General features: G+C 45.4%; 17 protein-coding genes, 1 tRNA gene and 1 rRNA gene. 11 read left to right on the top strand and 8 right to left on the bottom strand.

Features of this window, described 5'->3' with window-relative positions:
* Positions 1–23 precede the first annotated feature (23 nt).
* Both rrf and APB76_RS10325 read left to right on the top strand, forming a co-directional pair.
* Positions 24–139, top strand: a 5S ribosomal RNA gene (gene rrf, locus APB76_RS10330).
* 32 nt (positions 140–171) lie between these two features.
* Positions 172–248 (top strand) — tRNA-Asp (locus APB76_RS10325).
* A gap of 621 nt (positions 249–869) precedes the next feature.
* On the opposite strand, the gene APB76_RS10320 is transcribed toward APB76_RS10325, so the two are convergent.
* The 4 genes from APB76_RS10320 to hemC are packed head-to-tail and all read right to left on the bottom strand — an operon-like array spanning position 870 to position 4,966.
* Positions 870–2,057, bottom strand: a complete 1,188-nt coding sequence (locus tag APB76_RS10320) for a heme biosynthesis protein HemY (protein ID WP_054963373.1) — start codon at positions 2,055–2,057, stop codon at positions 870–872.
* On the bottom strand, positions 2,057–3,274 hold the full coding sequence (locus APB76_RS10315; protein WP_054963374.1) for a uroporphyrinogen-III C-methyltransferase: 1,218 nt from the start codon (positions 3,272–3,274) through the stop codon (positions 2,057–2,059). The genes APB76_RS10320 and APB76_RS10315 overlap by 1 nt, the downstream gene beginning before the upstream one ends.
* A 3-nt stretch (positions 3,275–3,277) precedes the next feature.
* The gene (locus tag APB76_RS10310) at positions 3,278–4,021 is read right to left on the bottom strand and encodes a uroporphyrinogen-III synthase (protein WP_049845271.1); all 744 of its coding nucleotides are present in this window, start codon (positions 4,019–4,021) and stop codon (positions 3,278–3,280) included.
* A 6-nt stretch (positions 4,022–4,027) separates the two neighbouring features.
* Positions 4,028–4,966 (bottom strand): hydroxymethylbilane synthase, encoded by a 939-nt coding sequence (gene hemC / locus APB76_RS10305; protein WP_054963375.1) that lies wholly within the window; start codon positions 4,964–4,966, stop codon positions 4,028–4,030.
* A gap of 335 nt (positions 4,967–5,301) precedes the next feature.
* Here hemC and APB76_RS10300 point away from each other — a divergent pair, with 335 nt between their 5' ends.
* Positions 5,302–7,830: a class I adenylate cyclase gene (locus APB76_RS10300; RefSeq protein ID WP_049845273.1), complete on the top strand. Its 2,529-nt coding sequence runs from the start codon at positions 5,302–5,304 to the stop codon at positions 7,828–7,830.
* A gap of 46 nt (positions 7,831–7,876) precedes the next feature.
* On the opposite strand, the gene cyaY is transcribed toward APB76_RS10300, so the two are convergent.
* On the bottom strand, positions 7,877–8,191 hold the full coding sequence (gene cyaY, locus APB76_RS10295; protein WP_049845274.1) for an iron donor protein CyaY: 315 nt from the start codon (positions 8,189–8,191) through the stop codon (positions 7,877–7,879).
* 75 nt (positions 8,192–8,266) lie between these two features.
* Between cyaY and lptM the strand changes: the two genes are divergently transcribed.
* The 7 genes from lptM to APB76_RS10260 all read left to right on the top strand — a co-directional run bounded on the left by lptM (position 8,267) and on the right by APB76_RS10260 (position 15,432).
* Positions 8,267–8,386 (top strand): LPS translocon maturation chaperone LptM, encoded by a 120-nt coding sequence (gene lptM, locus APB76_RS23535; RefSeq protein ID WP_408058679.1) that lies wholly within the window; start codon positions 8,267–8,269, stop codon positions 8,384–8,386.
* A gap of 30 nt (positions 8,387–8,416) precedes the next feature.
* Positions 8,417–9,670, top strand: coding sequence for a diaminopimelate decarboxylase (gene lysA / locus APB76_RS10285; RefSeq protein ID WP_049845276.1), 1,254 nt, complete (start codon positions 8,417–8,419; stop codon positions 9,668–9,670).
* Positions 9,671–9,680: 10 nt separating this feature from the next.
* Positions 9,681–10,511 carry a diaminopimelate epimerase gene (gene dapF, locus APB76_RS10280; protein WP_054963376.1) on the top strand — a complete coding sequence of 277 codons (831 nt, stop codon included), beginning with the start codon at positions 9,681–9,683 and terminating at the stop codon, positions 10,509–10,511.
* 22 nt (positions 10,512–10,533) lie between these two features.
* Positions 10,534–11,238: a DUF484 family protein gene (locus tag APB76_RS10275; protein WP_049845278.1), complete on the top strand. Its 705-nt coding sequence runs from the start codon at positions 10,534–10,536 to the stop codon at positions 11,236–11,238.
* The gene (gene xerC / locus APB76_RS10270; RefSeq protein ID WP_054963377.1) at positions 11,210–12,139 is read left to right on the top strand and encodes a tyrosine recombinase XerC; all 930 of its coding nucleotides are present in this window, start codon (positions 11,210–11,212) and stop codon (positions 12,137–12,139) included. Before APB76_RS10275 ends, xerC begins: the two co-directional genes overlap by 29 nt.
* Entirely contained in the window at positions 12,139–12,861 is a 723-nt protein-coding gene (gene yigB, locus APB76_RS10265; RefSeq protein WP_054963378.1) for a 5-amino-6-(5-phospho-D-ribitylamino)uracil phosphatase YigB, read from the top strand. The genes xerC and yigB overlap by 1 nt, the downstream gene beginning before the upstream one ends.
* 96 nt (positions 12,862–12,957) lie before the next feature.
* A complete protein-coding gene (locus tag APB76_RS10260; RefSeq protein ID WP_054963379.1) occupies positions 12,958–15,432 on the top strand; it encodes a bifunctional diguanylate cyclase/phosphodiesterase in 2,475 nt (824 codons plus the stop codon).
* Here the strand turns inward: APB76_RS10260 and APB76_RS10255 are convergent.
* On the bottom strand, positions 15,416–16,045 hold the full coding sequence (locus APB76_RS10255; protein ID WP_054963380.1) for a tRNA-uridine aminocarboxypropyltransferase: 630 nt from the start codon (positions 16,043–16,045) through the stop codon (positions 15,416–15,418). The two genes, APB76_RS10260 and APB76_RS10255, sit on opposite strands and share 17 nt — an antisense overlap.
* A complete protein-coding gene (locus tag APB76_RS10250; protein WP_054963381.1) occupies positions 16,042–17,574 on the bottom strand; it encodes a COG3650 family protein in 1,533 nt (510 codons plus the stop codon). The genes APB76_RS10255 and APB76_RS10250 overlap by 4 nt, the downstream gene beginning before the upstream one ends.
* 38 nt (positions 17,575–17,612) lie before the next feature.
* Between APB76_RS10250 and APB76_RS10245 the strand changes: the two genes are divergently transcribed.
* Positions 17,613–18,083 carry an EVE domain-containing protein gene (locus tag APB76_RS10245; RefSeq protein WP_054963382.1) on the top strand — a complete coding sequence of 157 codons (471 nt, stop codon included), beginning with the start codon at positions 17,613–17,615 and terminating at the stop codon, positions 18,081–18,083.
* A gap of 62 nt (positions 18,084–18,145) precedes the next feature.
* Here the strand turns inward: APB76_RS10245 and APB76_RS10240 are convergent, their stop codons facing one another.
* Positions 18,146–18,973, bottom strand: a complete 828-nt coding sequence (locus APB76_RS10240; protein WP_054963383.1) for a Cof-type HAD-IIB family hydrolase — start codon at positions 18,971–18,973, stop codon at positions 18,146–18,148.
* Between the last annotated feature and the right edge of the window lie 57 nt (positions 18,974–19,030).

Below are 19,030 nucleotides of genomic sequence, written 5' to 3'. Positions count from 1 at the left end.
CAGCTTTCCGAATTAAGAATTTGCTTGGCGACCATAGCGATTTGGACCCACCTGATTCCATGCCGAACTCAGAAGTGAAACGAATTAGCGCCGATGGTAGTGTGGGGTTTCCCCATGTGAGAGTAGGACATCGCCAGGCTTTAAATTTAGACTCAAGAGTCTAACCAGTGCGGAGCGGTAGTTCAGTTGGTTAGAATACCGGCCTGTCACGCCGGGGGTCGCGGGTTCGAGTCCCGTCCGCTCCGCCACTTATTTAAAAACCCAGTCTTCGGACTGGGTTTTGTCGTTTTAGAAGCCCGCTGCTAACGCAACGGGCTTCTTGCGTTTTAGGGGAAGTGGAACGGACTACGTCCTCGAGAACGTTTCACTCGAGATACGAGAACGGGCTTCACCCTGCGAGAGGTGAGTGTTGGCTGACAGAGCCGATGGTTTACAATGAACTGAATTACCGGACTCCCAAAAGAGCTGCTCATACAGGTCTACAATCTTTATAGCTTCGGTCATTCCATAGAGTGACGAAGGAGCGAGTAGGGAATCTCTCAAGGTTATCAACTCGCTAGAAGAGATCCCCCAACTCACGCATCCCTCGATCTTGAGGACGACAGCAGTAAAAGGAGAGTGGACACTAGGTATCTACCCTTCTATCGTTTCCAGTTTTCCAGTTTTCCAGTTTTCCAGTTTTCCAGTTTTCCAGTTTTCCAGTTTTCCGTAGGACGAAGTCCGTTCCCGTATCCTTGTTCTATAGCGAACAGACAACGTGAGTACTCTCACTGCAACCCTTAATGTTTTTCGATTCGCGCCGTATTGATTAGATATTAAAAAAGCCACTCGAGTGAGTGGCTTTGGACAGTTCATTTCTAATTGATTTACTAAGCGGCAGGTTCTTTGATAAGAGTAAGAGCCTTCTTCGATACCTCATGAGCTGCCTTAGTTAAGTTCTGCTTCTCTAATGCATCAGAAAGGTAACTGTAGTCTGACACATTAGAGCGTACAGACAGTGCCTTCTCTAAGTGCTGCTGAGCTTGCGGCCACTCTTCATTGCGTAAATGGAACTGAGCGATTGCGCTGTGCGCTTCCGCGTTGTTAGAGTCTTTGCGCAGAGCACCTTCTAAGAAGGTAACCACAGGGTGGCTGTCTACTAATTTCAGCTCTGGCAATAGAGCGTAGAGATTAGAGTTAGGATGTTTGCTAAGTGTCTCTTTAATTAGAGTGAAGGCTTCACTATCGGCTTGGCGAGCGATTAGCTGTTTGGCAAAGCATTCGACAAGGTGTGCATCCACCTTAGCTTTACGCGGCAGAGCATTCCAGTGAGCAATTAACCCTTCACTGCCTTTTTGCTCAGCGACTTCAGTGAGTAGACCGCATTGAGCGCGTTGAGTTAGGGGGGGCTGCTCTTCTTTTGAGACGATCTTGTGCTTGACTAATTTAGGCAATAGCTCGATTAGTGGCTGCCACAGCTTGAGTTCAATATAAACTTGCTTGAGAAGGTTCAAGACAATCGCGTTATTGGGATAGGGGCCTTTTAAGTTAGAAAGTGTATCGAAAGCATCGTTATAGTTGGCGTCACGAATCTGTTGTTTTGCACGGGTAAGCTCAACGGCTAACAGAGAATCATCTTGCTGGGCGGCTAATTCTAAGTAACGGTCACGTTGCTCATTATTGCCCATACCTTGCGAAGCTTCTGAGGCAACCAGGTAGCATAGCAGCGGCATGTCATGGTGGTTTGCCCAGCGTGTGACCTTTTTCTCCGCGAGTTTGAAGTCACCTTCTAGTAACTTGATGATACCTTCGTTGGTATAACGGCGTGAGCGACGCATTTTTCGCACACTGAACCAATTCCATGTTGAAGAACTGGCGCTCAGTGCTTTTTTCACTATAAACTCAAGGCCGAACAGAGCGGCGAGTGTAGCAATAATAAATATCACCAAAGTCGTCACACTCATCTCAATCGTCTTGCCAGCAACTGAAATCAGCACATAGCCTTGTTGGCCTGCATACTGAGTTCCGGCAAACAGACCTAAGCCAAGAACGACAAAGAGGAAAATAATTCGAAACATTAGTTTTCCTCCCTTACTAAGGTAGTAACTTCGCGGCGTAAGCGTTCACGAATAACATCGGATAGTTGTTGCTGAGTTTCCAGTTTTACTGGGTATTCAACTTCTACCTTCTGTTTACTTAATAGCTCAAGTGCTTTATTGAATTCTTTCACTTCATTGGAGTCTTGATTAAAGAAAGTCGCTGACCACTTATCTGCTGTAGTTAATGCGGTGCTGTAGATCTCTTGCTGTTCTACATAGACGGCTTTAATTGCTGTCTCTAACTTAGCCTTAATATTCTCTTTCAAGTAAAAGTGTTGTTCCGGCGATAGTAGCGGGATGACATTACCATCACGAGTTCTAAACGTAATGAAGTTCTCGGAGAAGTCTTTTAGAGAGGCCATTAAGTTATTTTGCCAATCATTTACATCTTCAGAAACAACCTGTTTCTCGACCTGCTGCGCTTCTGGTAACAGTGCATTGGCTAACGGCAGGCTATCAACCTGCTGTTGCAGCGCAGTAATTCGCAGCACTAAGCCTTCTCTATCGACAAGCGGAATAGTTTTTAGCTTGGTAATGTCGTTAGCCATAGATTTACGTAGAGGTACTAGGCTTGGGTCATTAAGAGCCGCGATTCGCTGATCGGCACTTTCCATTAGTTTGGTGGCACTCACCGCATCGTGTTCTAAAAACAGTTTTCTACCTGCCAGTTTGACTAAGTAATCGGCCTCTGCAAGCAGCCAGTCATTTGGTCGTCGACCTTTCACGTCAGCAACAGCCACTTGCAAACTTTCAATACTTTTTTGTTGCTGTTCAAGAATGGTTTCAGCACGGTGGGTAACCTCAGTCGCTTTGGCAATGGCTTGCTGTTGAGTTGATTCAAGTTCGGATTGAATCGTGCTTTGCGTATTTTTGAGCTGAGTTTGTAGTGCTTCTATTTGCGCTTGATAGTGAGCATTTTTCTGCTGCATTTGGAAGGTGAGGCCACCACCAAACAGTAAAGAGATAACAATCGCAATAGTGCCGAGTTTGACACCGCGCTTGCCTTGCTTTTCTTCAAACTCAGGCGGAGTGCTTGAAGCCAAATTAGGATCAGATGGTGTTGTTTTCTCTACGGTAGTTTCATCCGCTGGAGCTTGAATAGTTTCAGACGCTATTGGTGCTGCTTTGGTTACTTCCTCTGCCGATTTTTTTTCTTGGTCAGGGGTGTTGTTATCGTTGTTATTTTTGTTGGTCATTACTTATTGTCCTGTTTCACTTGGCCGGAGAGCAGCCAGTAATACTTTATTTGAGGCACTGAAGGTGTTGGTAACAACTTGAAAACCGACTTCTCGTGCTTGTTGCGCTATTCGCTCACTAGGTACATAAAGGTGGAGCGTAAATAACCAGTTCTTGTGGTCATCAGTTAGCAGAGAAACAAAGTAACTAAGCTGACCTGAACTGGTGATGACTAATTGAGTTATTCGTTCATTCTGCCAGATAGGAACGAGCAAATCTGAGCGGAAAGCTAGGTTTTCTCGTTTATACACCTCGCGATATTCGACCAAAGCCCCTCGAGCAACGAGTGTGTCGAAAATCAGCTCTCGGCCGCCATTGCCACGTAAGATGAGTATCTTTTTGTTGGCGATGGAGCAAAGGGGCTCTTGCTGGAGCAGGTGCTCACTATCACTGACTTGTGGGTAGTGTACTTTTTGTTGAGTCGCTTTGCTTAAAACGTGCGCTGTTTTTTGACCAACGGCAAGGTAGATGGAGTTGGTTGGCCAGTTTTGACCTTGCTGCTTAAGGTGAGTATCTGTGGCTGTCACCGCATGCTGACTGACAGCGATAATAATATTGAATTGGGAAATGGATACCTCCAGCCCTAGCAATTGCTCTCCGGGCTGGATTTCAATCAGAGGTTGGTGGTAGCTTGCAATACCAATTCCTGATAATTGTTCACATAGTGAGCGGCCTTGTTGTCCCGGCCGAGTGACCAGTACTGCCATATAGAGTTACTCGTGATCCGCGTATAGCTTGGTTAAGATTTCTTGCGCACCATCGTCGAGTAGCTGATTTGCAAGCTTAACGCCCAATGCTTCAGCTTCAGTGCGAGAGCCGCGAATCTCACCACGAACTATCTTTGAACCATCAGGCTCGCCGACTAGAGCACGCAACCAGATGTTATCGCCATCGATTAGAGAGTAGCTGCCAATAGGTACCTGACAGCCCCCTTCTAGAGTTAGGTTCATAGCACGCTCACATAGGACGCGATCAGTGGTTTCTTTATGATTGAGTGGTTCAAGCAGTTGAATTAGGCGCTCGTCATCAAGGCGACACTCAATGCCTACTGCGCCTTGCCCTACGGCTGGTAGAGATTGTTCTGGTTCGATAAAGCTTTTAATACGTTCTTCAAGTTCTAGGCGCTTAAGGCCTGCCGCCGCTAGGATAATGGCATCGTATTGGCCATCATCGAGTTTACCTAGACGTGTCCCCACGTTACCACGCAGCTCTTTGATCACTAAGTCTGGACGATATTCTTTTAGCTGACACTGTCGTCGTAAGCTACAAGTACCCACAACCGCCCCTTGAGGTAGCTCATCAATATTGTTAAATGTGTTCGAGACGAAAGCATCACGAGGATCTTCACGTTCGCAGATTGTGACTAGGCCAAGACCTTCTGGAAAGTCGACAGGAACATCTTTCATCGAGTGAACGGCAAGGTCTGCACGTCCTTCGAGCATGGCCACTTCTAACTCTTTTACGAACAAACCTTTACCGCCAACTTTTGCTAAAGGGGTATCTAGGATGATATCGCCTTTGGTTACCATGGTTACTAGCTCAACTTCCAAGCCCGGGTGAGCAGACATCAAAGCATCTTTAACGTAGTGAGCTTGCCAAAGGGCAAGAGGGCTTTTGCGAGTAGCGATTCGAATTGGGGTTTGTTGAGTCATAGTGTTCTGCTGATAACAAAATAATGCTCTAATCCTACCACTGTCGGCAAAAAAAGTATTATTGCTTATTTGTTCACATGAGGCTTAGATGTTTGCTAGCACAAAATGATTAAAAGAGTGTGATTAAGGTCTCGTTTGTAAAGTAGGCTATTATTATTAATAGTAGTTACGTACCACACTAAGAGCGACGACTTCAGATGGACAAAAATGTGTCGAATCGATCGTACATTTCTTTACCAATCCAAAGAAAAGTGATAGATTGATCACGTTTTGTTGGTGCTTTAGAACAATTAATAGTCAAGGTGCCATCTAGGATATGAACCAAGGAAACTCCCTTGCAGGCTTACACTAAGACGCTAGTTAAAAGACTTGATAACCTAAACCAGCAACGTGTTGAACGTGCGCTGGCTCTTATGGATTTGCCAAGTCAGCGAGTGTTCCACCTGATCCCGACATTGCTTCATTTCAATCATCCGGTTATTCCTGGATATTTTGACGCGCAAGTACCATTCGGTATTCGCGAATTCGAATTGAATGATATTCAGCAGCAGTTCGTTGAAGACACTCAGTTAACCATTGGTCAGCTTCTTACTACTAGTGATACCCCTGCGATTTTAGGGCTGTACACTATGGGTAGTACCTCTTCTATTGGTCAAAGTACATCAAGCGACCTAGATATTTGGGTGTGCGTTTCGCCAAGCATGAGTTGTGACGAACGTGAAAGCCTCACCAACAAATGTTTGTTGATTACTGACTGGGCTCAAACTCAGGGTGTGGAAGCAAACTTCTTCTTGATGGATGAGCAGCGTTTCCGCTCAAACCACTCTGAAGAGATGACAGGCGATAACTGTGGTTCTTCCCAACATTTGTTGTTGCTCGATGAATTCTACCGTAGTGCAGTGCGACTCGCTGGTCAGCGTTTATTGTGGCAAATTGTTCCTCCTGAAATGGAAGAGTGCTACGACGAATATGTTACAGACCTCTGTAGTAAAGGTTATATCGATTGTTCGAAATGGATCGATTTCGGTCAGCTCAACCGAATTCCTGCAGAGGAGTATTTTGGTTCGAACTTATGGCAGCTATACAAGAGTATCGATTCGCCATATAAGTCAGTTCTAAAAGCCATTCTGTTAGAAGCCTATTCGTGGGAGTACCCTAATACTCAACTTCTAAGCCTTGATACTAAACGCCGTTTTTTTGCTCACGAACCCGATCTTTACGGGATGGATGCATATTATCTGATGCTCGAAAAGGTGACGCGTTATTTACAGCGAATCGGTGACAGTACTCGTTTAGATCTTGTTCGTCGTTGTTTTTACCTTAAAACTCATGAGAAGTTGTCTCGAGAGCCAAGTATTGGCTCTGTCGCTTGGCGACGTGAAGCTTTAGCCGACATGGTTCAGAAGTGGGATTGGGATACATCTGTTATTGCTGAATTGGATGACCGCCGTAATTGGAAGGTAGAACAAGTTAAGGTGGTGCATCACGCTTTGCTTGATGCTTTGATGCAAAGTTACCGTAACCTAATTCAGTTTGCGCGCCGCAATGATATTACCTCGGCGATCAGTCCTCAGGATATCAGTATTCTTGCACGTAAGTTATACGCGGCATTTGAAGTGTTACCGGGCAAAGTGACATTGCTCAACCCACAGATCTCGCCAGATTTACACGAGTCAGATTTAACCTTTATTGAAGTGCGCCCTGGTCGTACTAATCAATCAGGATGGTATCTGTATAAGCAGCCGCTGACGCCACACAGAATTCTTGGTCAGGCCCCACTTGAGCATAATGAGTACCTAAGTAAGCTAGTTGCTTGGTCATTCTTTAATGGTTTAATTACCGAGTCGACTCGACTGCACTCGGTTATACGCGATGCTCACCTTGATATCGACAAGTTTTATCAGATGGTGAGTGATTTGCGTAATACCTTCTCGCTACGTAAGCGTCGTCCAACGATGCAGGCATTAGCTAGCCCGTGTGAGATTAGCCAGTTAGCGATGTTTATTAACTTCGAGAATGATCCAACGTCGGAGTTAAGTGGCAAATCACTTAAGCTTGATCCTAAGACCACGGATATTTTCAGCTTTGGACGTGAGCAGAAGTGCTTAGTCGGCAGTGTCGACTTGGTGTACCGCAACTCTTGGCACGAAGTGCGCACTTTGCATTTTAAAGGCGAGACAGCGATGCTTGATGCTCTAAAAACAGTGTTGGGTAAAATGCACCAAGATGCCATTCCACCTGAGTCAGTAGATGTATTCTGCTACAGTAAAAATTTACGTGGTGTGATGCGTAACATGGTCTATCAACTCCTTGCTGAGTGTATCGATTTGCGCTTAAAACCGATTGAGCAGGAGAAACGTCGCCGCTTTAAAGCGTTGCGTATTGGTCAGCAAACCTATGGATTGTTCTTTGAACGTCGTGGCGTTTCTGTGCAAATGTTGGAAAACTCGGTGGATTTCTACCGCAGTATCTCAACCAATAAACTCAAAGGTTCACCGCTGTTAATGCTCGATAAAGAGCAAGATTATCAACTGCCCGATATTGTAGACGGTTTTGCCAGCGAAGGTTTGATTCAGTTCTTCTTTGAAGACAGTGAGCTGGGCTTTAATATTTATGTGCTTGATGAAGCGAATCGAGTTGAAGTCTACCACCAGTTTAAAGGTGAGAAAGACGAAATGATTGCGAGCGTGAACAGTTTCTACACCTCGGTGCAAGATGAGAATCCCCTGTCGTCTAAGCTGATCAATTTCAACTTGCCGCAGTATTATCAGATTGTCCATCCTGAAGAAGATGAGCCATACATCGTACCTTATCGCAACGATGGGGCAAGTTATTCAAGACCAAGTAAAATAGCTAACGCCTAGATACAAAAAAGAGCATCAATTGATGCTCTTTGTCGTTGATGGGAGATTATACCCACTCAATCTCTTCATCGCAGTGTTTTTCACACTCTTGTTTTACCATCGCGATCAGCTCAAGACTTGTTTTAGAGCATGTCCACTGCTCGTCAATCAGAGCAAAGTGGAAACCGCCGGATTTTGAGGCTAGCCAAATCTCTTTCATTGGCTCTTGGCGGTTGATAATGATTTGACTACGGTCTTCGAACTCCAATGTCATTACGTTTCCAGACGTCTCGTAGTCGATGTCCGCACCTGAATCATCAATCATTTCCTCGATGATTTGCATTTGAACATCTACCAACTGATGAAATTCAGTATCGTTCATCTAATCTATCCTATTGCTTTTCTTGAGTGTGGTGCGATTATAGGGGGCATTGACAGAATAATCACGATACAACCGATGAAAAAATCAATCTTAGCGCTATTTATCTTTTCAGTCCTTGGCTTAGCTGGCTGTGGTCAAACTGGACCTCTATACATGCCTGAAGACGCTCCACAACAAGAGCAACCTTCGCAATAAAACTAAAATCAGAATATAAGGGAAAGTACTTTGGATTACTTCAACTATCAGGATGATGGCCAGCTATGGGCCGAAGACGTCTCACTGACTGAACTGGCAGAGCAGTTTGGTACGCCACTTTACGTTTACTCGCGCGCGACACTTGAACGCCATTGGCATGCATTTGATAAATCGGTCGGAGAGCATCCACATCTTGTTTGTTACGCAGTGAAAGCGAACTCTAACCTAGGGGTGTTAAATACCTTAGCGCGTTTGGGTTCTGGCTTTGATATTGTCTCTGGTGGTGAACTAGAGCGTGTGATTGCCGCGGGCGGTGAACCTAGTAAAGTGGTTTTCTCCGGTGTAGGTAAAACAGCAGCGGAAATGAAGCGTGCGCTAGAGTTAGGTATTAAGTGCTTCAACGTTGAGTCTGAGCCTGAATTAGAGCGCCTAAACAAGGTTGCTGGTGAATTGGGTGTCAAAGCGCCGATTTCTCTGCGTATCAACCCAGATGTTGACGCCAATACTCACCCTTATATTTCTACTGGTTTACGTGATAACAAATTTGGTATTGCATTTGATCGTGCCCCTGCGGTTTATAAGTTTGCTCAAAGCTTAGCAAACCTCAACGTACAGGGCATTGACTGTCATATTGGTTCTCAGCTAACGGATATTGAGCCGTTCATTGATGCGACTGACCGTTTACTTGCGCTGATTGACGACTTGAAAGCGCAGGGAATTACTATCGACCATCTTGATGTTGGTGGTGGTCTCGGTGTTGTCTATCGTGATGAACTGCCACCAGAGCCTTCCGATTACGCTAAAGCGCTACTTGGCCGTTTAGAAAACCATCAAGATCTTGAGCTGATTTTCGAGCCAGGTAGAGCTATCGCCGCTAATGCAGGCTTGCTACTGACTAAAGTTGAGTTCCTTAAGCACACTGAACACAAGAATTTTGCCGTTATTGACGCAGCGATGAATGACTTAATGCGTCCAGCGTTGTACCAAGCATGGCAGGATATTGTACCTGTGGTACCACGTGAAGGTGAAGCTGTGACCTATGATCTGGTAGGTCCTATCTGTGAAACCGGTGACTTCCTCGGCAAGGACCGCGCCCTCGTGTTGCAACAAAACGATCTGTTAGCAGTGCGCTCGGCTGGTGCATACGGCTTTGTTATGTCGTCTAACTACAATACCCGTTGCCGCGCAGCAGAAGTGATGGTTGATGGTAAAAAAGCTCACCTAGTCCGCCAGAGAGAAGAGCTATCTAGCCTTTGGGCACTTGAAAACGTACTTCCGGAGTAATTGGAGTCTTATGCATTTCCATTTTTCTAAAATGCACGGTTTGGGTAATGATTTCATGGTTGTTGATTGCATTACCCAGAACATTTTCTTTTCCCCAGACCTTATTCGCCGCTTGGCGGATCGTCATACTGGGGTGGGCTTTGATCAGCTACTAGTGGTTGAAGCTCCTTATGATCCAGAAACAGATTTCCACTATCGGATTTTTAATGCTGATGGTAGTGAAGTTGAGCAATGTGGCAATGGTGCGCGTTGCTTTGCTCGTTTTGTGCGCATGAAAGGGCTGACTAATAAGTACAGCGTCAGTGTGAGTACCAAAAAAGGAAAAATGGTTCTTAACATTGAGGAAGACGATCAGGTAACCGTGAATATGGGGGTTCCTGAATTTGAGCCGAACAAGATTCCGTTTAAAGCCAAGCAAACTGAGAAAACCTATATTCTTCGTACTGATGATAAAACACTATTCTGTGGCGCCGTAAGCATGGGTAACCCTCATGTTGTCAATGTGGTAGATGACGTTGCAACAGCCGATGTAGATACTCTTGGTCCTTTATTAGAATCTCATGAGCGCTTCCCTGAACGTGTCAACGCAGGCTTTATGCAGGTCGTAAGTCGTGACGAGGTGAATTTGCGCGTCTATGAACGTGGTGCAGGTGAAACTCAAGCGTGCGGCAGTGGTGCATGTGGCGCGGTTGCGGTTGGCATTGTCCAAGGGCTGTTGGATGACAAAGTGACGGTTAACTTGCCAGGCGGTTCACTTAAAATTGCATGGCAAGGCGAAGGTAAACCGCTGTATATGACAGGACCTGCTACCCATGTATTTGATGGTCAACTAAGCTGCTAATAATAAGAAATAAGGAACTAACGTGTCTCAAATAGAAGCGGATGCGCTAACGGCGGAAGTGGTTGCCGAATACCTGCGTGACAATCCTGACTTTTTTCATCATCGACGTGATTTAGTCGATCGGCTAGCGCTCCCTCATCAAGAACAAGGCGCTGTCTCTTTGGTGCATGTGCAAATGAATCGCCAGCGTCAACGGATTGAAGAGTTGGAAGAAGAGATCACGGCTTTAATGTCTTTGGCGAAGAACAATGATCGTACTTTCCATGAGTTTATGCAGCTTCAGGAGCAGATCCTAAAATGTGATTCGCTATTGTCAGTGGTAAAAGCGATTGAAGAGATGGCAAAGTCACTCGATTTGGTGGCTTATGTTCGCCTGCTTGATAGCGAGTCGAATTACTATTCGCTAAGTAAAGAGCGTTACCAACGATTTTCGACCAATCATCTTAATGGCAAAAATGCCTACTTAGGCCGTATGCGCAAAGTGGATCGCGAACTCTTATTTGGTGACAATCAGCGTGCACCAGAAATGGGTTCTTACGTGGTATTGCCACTACACAAGCAAACTCTGCAAGGTGTATTGGTCTTTTCAAGCAGCGATGGTGGACACTTCCAACCTCATATGGATACCCTGTTCTTGCGCCACTTAGCCCTTGTTCTTTCCCATCTTATCGATAGCCTACCTTGGCAAAGCGAAGACCATGAGCGAATCACTAGCACCTCTGCCTAAAGGTCTTCAACGGCCCCTTGAACGCTTCTACGAATATCTAAGGAGCGAAAAGGGGCTGAGTTTACACACTCAACGTAATTATAAACAGCAGCTTGAAACTATGGCTCGACACCTCGCTCATCTTGGCTTGAAGGAGTGGCAACAGGTTGATGCTGGATGGGTTCGTCAACTTGCCAGTAAAGGCATGCGCGAAGGAATGAAAGCGAGTAGTTTAGCGACACGCCTTTCATCGCTGCGTAGCTTCTTTGACTTTCTTATCTTGCGTGGAGAAATGACGGCCAATCCCGCAAAAGGGGTGTCTGCACCACGTAAAAAGCGCCCACTGCCTAAGAATCTCGATGTGGATGAAGTCGGTCAGTTGCTTGAAGTTAATGAAGATGATCCACTCGCAGTGCGAGATAGAGCCATGATGGAGCTCATGTACGGTGCGGGCTTGCGTTTAGCCGAGATGGTTAGCGTCAACGTTAAAGATGTTCGTCTCTCTTCTGGTGAGCTGAGAGTTGTTGGTAAAGGTGACAAAGAACGTAAAGTCCCATTTTCCGGTATGGCCGCAGAGTGGGTTGCCAAATGGCTGAAACTAAGACCGAGTCTGGCCAACAGCGATGAAGAGGGGCTATTTGTCTCTAAGCTTGGGGTTAGAATCTCACACCGTAGTGTGCAAAAGCGTATGGCTGAGTGGGGGCAAAAACAGTCGGTAGCCAGCCATATTAGTCCGCATAAGTTGCGCCACTCTTTTGCGACTCATATGTTGGAGTCGAGTAACAATTTACGTGCTGTACAAGAGTTGCTTGGCCATGAAAACATTTCTACTACGCAAATCTATACTCATTTAGATTTTCAACATCTTGCCGAAGTGTATGACCAGGCACACCCAAGAGCGAAAAAGAAGGATAGCGACTAATGCAGTTTTTCCGCCATTTGAAGCCTATCCAAGCGATGACCTTCGACCTTGACGATACGCTGTATGACAATCGCCCTGTTATTCGTCAGGTGGAAGCAAAAATGGTGGCATGGCTGCACAGGTACCATCCTATTTCTGCCACTAAAACCTTGCGCTGGTGGTATGACTTAAAGCGTTCCTTATCTGAAGATGACCCTTGGCTGCTCAATGACGTCACACTATGGCGTTTTAAGCAGATTGAGCGAGGTTTATATATTTTGGGTTATCGAGAACAGCAGGCAAAGCAAGCGGCCAATGACGCTATTGAAGAGGTGCTGCGCTTACGTAGCGACTTTACCGTACCGCAAGAGTCACACGGTGTGATGGCCGAGTTAGCAAAACGCTTTCCTTTGGTGGCGATAACCAATGGTAACGTCGATGTAGATAAGATAGGTTTAGCGAACTACTTTTCCTTGGTCTTGAAAGCAGGGCCAGACGGTTACGCTAAACCCCATCAAGAGTTGTTCCACAAAGCTCAACGGTTTTTATCCGTACCAGCGGAAAACATCCTTCATGTTGGTGATCACTTAGTTTCAGATGTTGTCGGTGCTAAGCTGAGTGGTTTACAAGCTTGTTGGTACAACGATCAGGGTAAGAATATTTACCACATCAATAAGTCGCGCGTGCTACCAGACGTTGAAGTGAATCGATTAAATGACCTGCTATTATTGAGCGAGATGTAAATAACTTTAGATCAAAACAACACTTTTCATATTGGTTTAGTTCGATTACGGTATAGCAAAACATAAATCTAAATCGACAACGTCTTAGGCTTTTAAATGCGCACATATTCAAAGTTGATTACCAATAATCGGCAATTAATTGCGTATCTAAGGGATATTCCGACGAAGAATTACTCTTCGTTTCTTGTTCAGCTTCTGTCTACGGATCCAGAGCAAGTCGTATGCGACTATGCAGACCATATTCTTGAGCATATTCCTGGATGCCATATCATCGGGCATAGTACTCGTCACACCATAGTTGATGGTCAGGTTATCCACCGGGGTAGCTTGGTTTCTGTATCCTGTTTTGAGCACACGAGTGTCACTTCTACTTGTGTACCTATTACTGATAACCCGCTTCCTGAAGCAAAACAGATCATCTGTGGACTTGCTCTTAACCATCATTCCAAGTCGATCATTAGCTTTTCACAACATGTCAGCTCGCTTGATTTTAATCTCTATCAAGCTTTAGGCACGCTGACCAATGTCCCTATTAGTGGTGGCGTGGCTGCGAATGTTGCTGATCGAGAAGAGTGGGTGTTGTTTGGCAATCAAACATTCCAAAAAATGACGGTTTCTGTTGCCTTGCACAGTGACAAACTTCAGGTTTGGCGTCGTGCATTTTCTGAATGGACACCGATTGGTGGGCCACTTAGAGTCACCGATGCCGACGGCACCAAATTACGCTCGTTAGACTATCAACCCGCTTATTCACTTTATCAAACTCGACTTTCCGAAGGTCGGACTCTGACCTTAGAGCAGATGTTGAGCTTCCCTTTAAAAAGTAGCTCTGGAGTCGTTAGCTGTCCGAGAGAGTTGTATCCAGATGGCAGTATTGAAGTGGATAATGCAGTGGATATCGGTGATGAAGTACGAATTTGCTATAACCACCCCTCTCTAACGCTGGAGCAGGTACGACATGATGTCATTGGTTTAGCTCGTCACAATCCAGAGTCGATATTTATCTATAATTGTGAATCGCGTTTGGAGTTTATTGAAGGCGTCAGTGAAACTCAGCTATTCGACCAATTCGAAACGTGTTGTGGCTCATACTGCCTGGGTGAATTCTATCAAGGTGAGACGCAGCAAACTCTTCACCACAGTATGACCTACGTGGCTTACAGTGAAGACGTGACTCGCCCAGCGCTGGTTTTAAACGAAAAAGCAGAGTTTCCCGTTTCCCCTTTGTTTCATTTGATCAGCTATACGATCGATGATCTTAATCAAACGCAGAAAAATATGGAGTTCAAACTCGCTCAGCAAACCGAAAAGCTCATCAACAGTTATCGATTGGATAAGCGTACCGGGCTAAAAAACCGCGTGGCTTTGCAAGATAGGTTGAAGGTCGTGAAAGATGATGAGCATGTGGTCACTTTGAAGCTATCAAATTTTCATCAAATCAATGAGAAATATGGTTATCAAGTTGCTGATGAGCTTATTCGAGATTTAAGCGACTACTGTATCGGTAGCCTTTCACAACTTCGCTGGGCACCAATTATCGATCAATTGTTTTATATTGGCACTGCGGAATGGGCATTGGTTTTTTCCTCTGATGCACCTGGTGAAGAAATCCAGCAGGAGTTTTCTCAGTTTGCCGATCAGATTGAGCATATTAACTTTGAGCCCTATGGTTTGCCTGAAGTCGACTATCTATCGGTGTCCGTCTCAGGTGGTATTGCGAGTAAACGGGATTTTCAGGCAATTTCAGGAGATGAGTTACTGCTTAAATCGATTGATGCCCGCCGAACTGGCAAGGTTCGTAATACGCACTTTTTGAATGCTTGTGATTGCTCAATTAGTGCGATGGAGCAGCAGGATAAGCTCAATCTGATGGGGGTGGTTAGCCGCGCTATTCTCAATAAACGGATTATAACTTACAGTCAGCCAATCTTTGCTGCTCACACGCGCAAACAGGTATCGCAAGAGTGTTTAGTGCGTATTGAAGATGATGGTGAGATTATTGCTCCTGGTCGGTTCTTGCCGATAATTGAAGGCACGCATCTCTATACGCGATTAAGTCGCCACATGCTGGCGTCAACCATAGAATATATGGCTGATAAGCAAGATTCATTTTCCGTTAACTTGTCCCCGCAAGATATGCTCAGTGACAAAACCCTCTACCTTTTAGAGCAAGCCGTCTCACAGATGAATGATCCCTATCGATTGGGTATTGAAGTCTTAGAGTCAGAGCGGATTAAAGATTTTGGTCGCATGGCAGAAATTTGCGCTCACTTTAAACAACTTGGTGTGCGACTACTGGTGGATGATTTTGGTTCTGGTTACTCGAATATTGACGAAATCATTCGCTTAGAACCAGATGTGATCAAGCTTGATGGCAGCTTAATAAAAACCATAGATCAAGACCCCAAACAGCGTCAAATTACAGGTCAGTTGGTTAAGTTATGCCAAGTACTCAATGCGAAAACGGTGGCTGAGTTTGTGCACAATCAAGAAGTGTGCAAAATCGCAGAAAACCTAGGTGTGGACTATCTGCAAGGTTTCTACTTTGCCGAGCCTAGTCGTTTGTTTTAGTTTTTAAAGCATGACCACTCTTGTCGGCCTTAAAAGCTTGCATATAGTGGTCAAAGAAGGTGAGTAGCTGATTGGCTTGCTCGGTTTGACCTACTTCTTTGAGTATCTCACAGCCTACTTCTATAGTGCACAAATGACCTTGCTCTTGATTACGACGCAATTGATAGCTTGAATTTTTAGTTGGGTTAATACGGATGAGAGGAAGCACCTTAAGCCAGTGACTTTTGCGCAGCATCTTTTTTGCTTCCTGCCATGTGCCATCGAGAACGATAAATAAAGGTGTCTTGCTGTTTTGTTTAGCCTGAGCGACTGCCTGAGTTACTGCGACACTTTTGTCGCCAGGAAACAGTAAGTAAGCCTGGTATTTCTCACTTTGCAGCATAGCTAGCAGTTTGTCACAAGGTTGGGTGCGTTGCCAAATATGTACACTGGTTGAAGATAGGCTCTTATCTAGCCATTGGCCGGTATTGGTTTCACGCGTAGCTTCATTTTCATGGGTTAACAGTGCAAGGTGGAAGCGAGTGTTGATGCTCGGTAGCTTGTGGCATACACATTGATACTGCAACTTGCACTGAGGGCATGGATTACCCTCAGGGAGGCTCGTTGGGCTCACAGCAGGACACCTTGTTGATGTGGCGTTTGTCCGTCGGAGAACAGTTGTACTGGACTGATTTGGTCATAGTCAGCAACAGGTGCGGAGCTTGGATTGAGTGGGTAGCTACCACCTTGATGTTTTAGCACGTGTTGATTAGGAATCGTCCCACCGCCACTGACAAACAAGATTAAGTCTTGCCATTCATTGCTTTGCCCTAAGCCGAGATTAATAGGTGTTCTGACTAGAGTTATACGGCTGTTGAAACGCCAAGCTTGCTGGTGATTTTCAAAAATCAGCAAGGTACAACCACCAGAGCCACACCAGTCTAATTGTGTCAGCAGTTCTTTCTTGCCATCACCATTTAGGTCGTACTCCAACCAGCGGTATCGTGTTCCAGTTGGATCGGTATTTTCGGATTTAAAGTAATCACGTAATGCTTGGTCGACTTTAGGGTTGAATTCGGCGCTAGAAGGGATGGCTTGCGGATTTGAAGTCGCCTTCGAAGTGGCGCTTTGCATGTCTGGCGGTGCTTTAAACAGAGTCAATCCACCATCGGCAATAGGATAGATAAGACTGCCTACCTTCTCTTGGCTAGCGCTGAGTTGGTAGCCATCACGAGTGAAGATTCGCTCTGACAATAATGCTTGCTGTTGATGACGAGTCATCACCACTTGAATCTGGTCTTTGTTAAGCTGCTGCCAGTAGCCACTCTCAACGGAATCCGCTTCTCCTGTCGTGTAGCTGTAGGTGGTTGTTGCTGAGTGATCCGGAAAGATTTTTAATGCGACGCTAAAGTTGCTCGATTTGGTTGAGGCCGCTTGATAGAGACCAGTCCAATCCTGAGTGGTGTCTTGATTAGATAGGGTGGCACACCCCTGGTAGCTGTTGCCTTCAAGCTCAAGTGTTGCACTCCAGCCATAAAGTGAATCGCTCATCCCATCAACACAGCTACGTTGGTTGAGCTCTAGTGAACCACCTTCAAACTGGTAACGACGTCGATCAGATTCAATACGGCTACCTGAGAGCGCTAACTGGCGTTTATCTTCACCGATTTTCTGAAAAGTCAGCGTGTTGCTGGCGAAATTAATCGACCAGAAGGGCTCATTGCCAAAAGCTCTGGTCGGTTTAAGCGCTTGATCACAACGCTTTGGATTCTCTGCGCTAAGAAGGTTAATCGAGTCGACAACAAAGCGTGCACTGTAGTCAGCAACAAAACCATCCGCTTGGCCAGTTTCAAGGTGACCGATAACTTCACCATAAAGAGGAGCATAAGGAGAGCGAACTAACTTTAGCGCTTGATGGAAGCGATCGTCAGAGATATCGAGCCAATACTGTTGATTACTACCACAGGGTGTAATGGAGCGTACTTCATGGCCAAGCACGACTTCACCGCGCATAACAAAGGTTTGCGGCTTTATCGTATCAGGCTTGTCTAAGCTCGCTTGCACGACCGTTTTAGGGTCGTTGTCTTCGATGGTTGTTGACGTCGAACAGGCTTGTAATGCGAGTAAAATGATCACAGCTGCTGGGTTTCGGAGCGCCTTCATGCTATATCTTCCCTATTAAGAAACTGGCGGAGCCTATTATGGCATATTGGCTATTCAAAACTGAACCAGACACCTTTTCTATTGACACACTCCGAACACAAAATACCTCATGCTGGGAAGGAGTACGTAATTATCAGGCACGTAACATGATGCGTGATCAAGTCAAACTCGGTGATTTGGTGCTGATCTATCACTCATCTTGTAAGAAAGTCGGAGTGGCAGGGATTGCGAAGGTGGTGAAGGAGTCATACCCCGACCATTTTTCGTTTGATCCTGAAAGTGATTATTACGACCCGAAATCAACACCAGACAATTCACGCTGGTTTATGGTTGATATCGAGTTCGTGCGTAAGACAGATCGTTTGATCCCACTGACAGTACTGAAAACAATGCCAGAACTAGAAAATATGCCGCTGGTGAAAAGGGGTAATCGGCTGTCCATCATGCCAGTCACCGAGCAAGAGTGGGCTGCGATTTTAGATAAAGAAAAACTACCTAGCCAAAGGTAACTGCGATAACAAAACAGGCTGCGTAATGCAGCCTGTATTGAATTGATTGCGATAGCCGCTATCTAAAAAAGATTATCGTGCAGGTAGTGAGCCACAGCATCATCTTCATTGCTGCCAATCACTTCATTGTTTGGTAGCGCCTCTTTGACCTTGTGATGCGAGGTACCCATCACCAAACCTTTGCCGGCCATTTCTAGCATCTCGGCGTCATTCATTCCATCACCAAAAGCAATACAGTTTTCTAAGTTCAAGTCTAACGATTTCGCTACTGCTTCAAGTGCATGGCCTTTTGATACTTCTGCAGCCATGACTTCTAGGCACCACGGGGTAGAGAAAGCGATATTTAGCTTATCGCCAAACTTTTCACGCAGTTTATTTTCAAATGTGACTAGGTGATCGTGATCTTGATCTGGATGGGTAAAAAAGATTTTTGCGATACCATCGCTAGGTGCTTTAGAAGCGTTGAAGCGCTTATAGCTAAAGCCAGACTCGCTGTGGAATTTAGCCAGCATTTCATCCTCTCGATCGAGTAACCAATCTTCGTTTTGATACATGTGGATAAAAATGCTTGGATCTTCGCTGATCACATCGATCACTGGCTGGACTAGCTCTTGTGGGACATTGTTGCTGTACATCAGTTGATCGTTTTGGTCATGAACACGGGCACCGTTAGAGGTGATCATATAAGCTGGAATTCCGGCGATTTCGCGAATACCTGCCACATCAATGTGGTGACGCCCAGTCGCAAAGATAAATGTGAAACCTTTTTCGTGTAGCGCTTTGAGAGTTTGTTTAGAAAACTCGCTCAGTTGGTGGTTCGGTGCGAGTAAAGTGCCATCAAGGTCAGAGGCTACAATGTGAAAAGGAGTATCTTTACGTGTTTTGGTCATGTCACCCTCGTATGTACAGCGTTAGTTACCCATTAGGGTTGAGAGGGTAAGTTTACT

This window comes from Vibrio bivalvicida (genome assembly GCF_001399455.2).
GTDB lineage: Bacteria > Pseudomonadota > Gammaproteobacteria > Enterobacterales > Vibrionaceae > Vibrio > Vibrio bivalvicida.
This window is presented reverse-complemented; position numbering and strand designations above follow the sequence as displayed.

Bases quoted from the DNA above. Each gene is read 5' to 3' on its own strand.
- APB76_RS10320 (WP_054963373.1), bottom strand. From the start codon at position 2,057: ATGTTTCGAATTATTTTCCTCTTTGTCGTTCTTGGCTTAGGTCTGTTT.
- APB76_RS10315 (WP_054963374.1), bottom strand. From the start codon at position 3,274: ATGACCAACAAAAATAACAACGATAACAACACCCCTGACCAAGAAAAA.
- APB76_RS10310 (WP_049845271.1), bottom strand. From the start codon at position 4,021: ATGGCAGTACTGGTCACTCGGCCGGGACAACAAGGCCGCTCACTATGT.
- hemC (WP_054963375.1), bottom strand. From the start codon at position 4,966: ATGACTCAACAAACCCCAATTCGAATCGCTACTCGCAAAAGCCCTCTT.
- cyaY (WP_049845274.1), bottom strand. From the start codon at position 8,191: ATGAACGATACTGAATTTCATCAGTTGGTAGATGTTCAAATGCAAATC.
- lptM (WP_408058679.1), top strand. From the start codon at position 8,267: ATGAAAAAATCAATCTTAGCGCTATTTATCTTTTCAGTCCTTGGCTTA.
- dapF (WP_054963376.1), top strand. From the start codon at position 9,681: ATGCATTTCCATTTTTCTAAAATGCACGGTTTGGGTAATGATTTCATG.
- xerC (WP_054963377.1), top strand. From the start codon at position 11,210: ATGAGCGAATCACTAGCACCTCTGCCTAAAGGTCTTCAACGGCCCCTT.
- yigB (WP_054963378.1), top strand. From the start codon at position 12,139: ATGCAGTTTTTCCGCCATTTGAAGCCTATCCAAGCGATGACCTTCGAC.
- APB76_RS10260 (WP_054963379.1), top strand. From the start codon at position 12,958: ATGCGCACATATTCAAAGTTGATTACCAATAATCGGCAATTAATTGCG.
- APB76_RS10250 (WP_054963381.1), bottom strand. From the start codon at position 17,574: ATGAAGGCGCTCCGAAACCCAGCAGCTGTGATCATTTTACTCGCATTA.
- APB76_RS10245 (WP_054963382.1), top strand. From the start codon at position 17,613: ATGGCATATTGGCTATTCAAAACTGAACCAGACACCTTTTCTATTGAC.
- APB76_RS10240 (WP_054963383.1), bottom strand. From the start codon at position 18,973: ATGACCAAAACACGTAAAGATACTCCTTTTCACATTGTAGCCTCTGAC.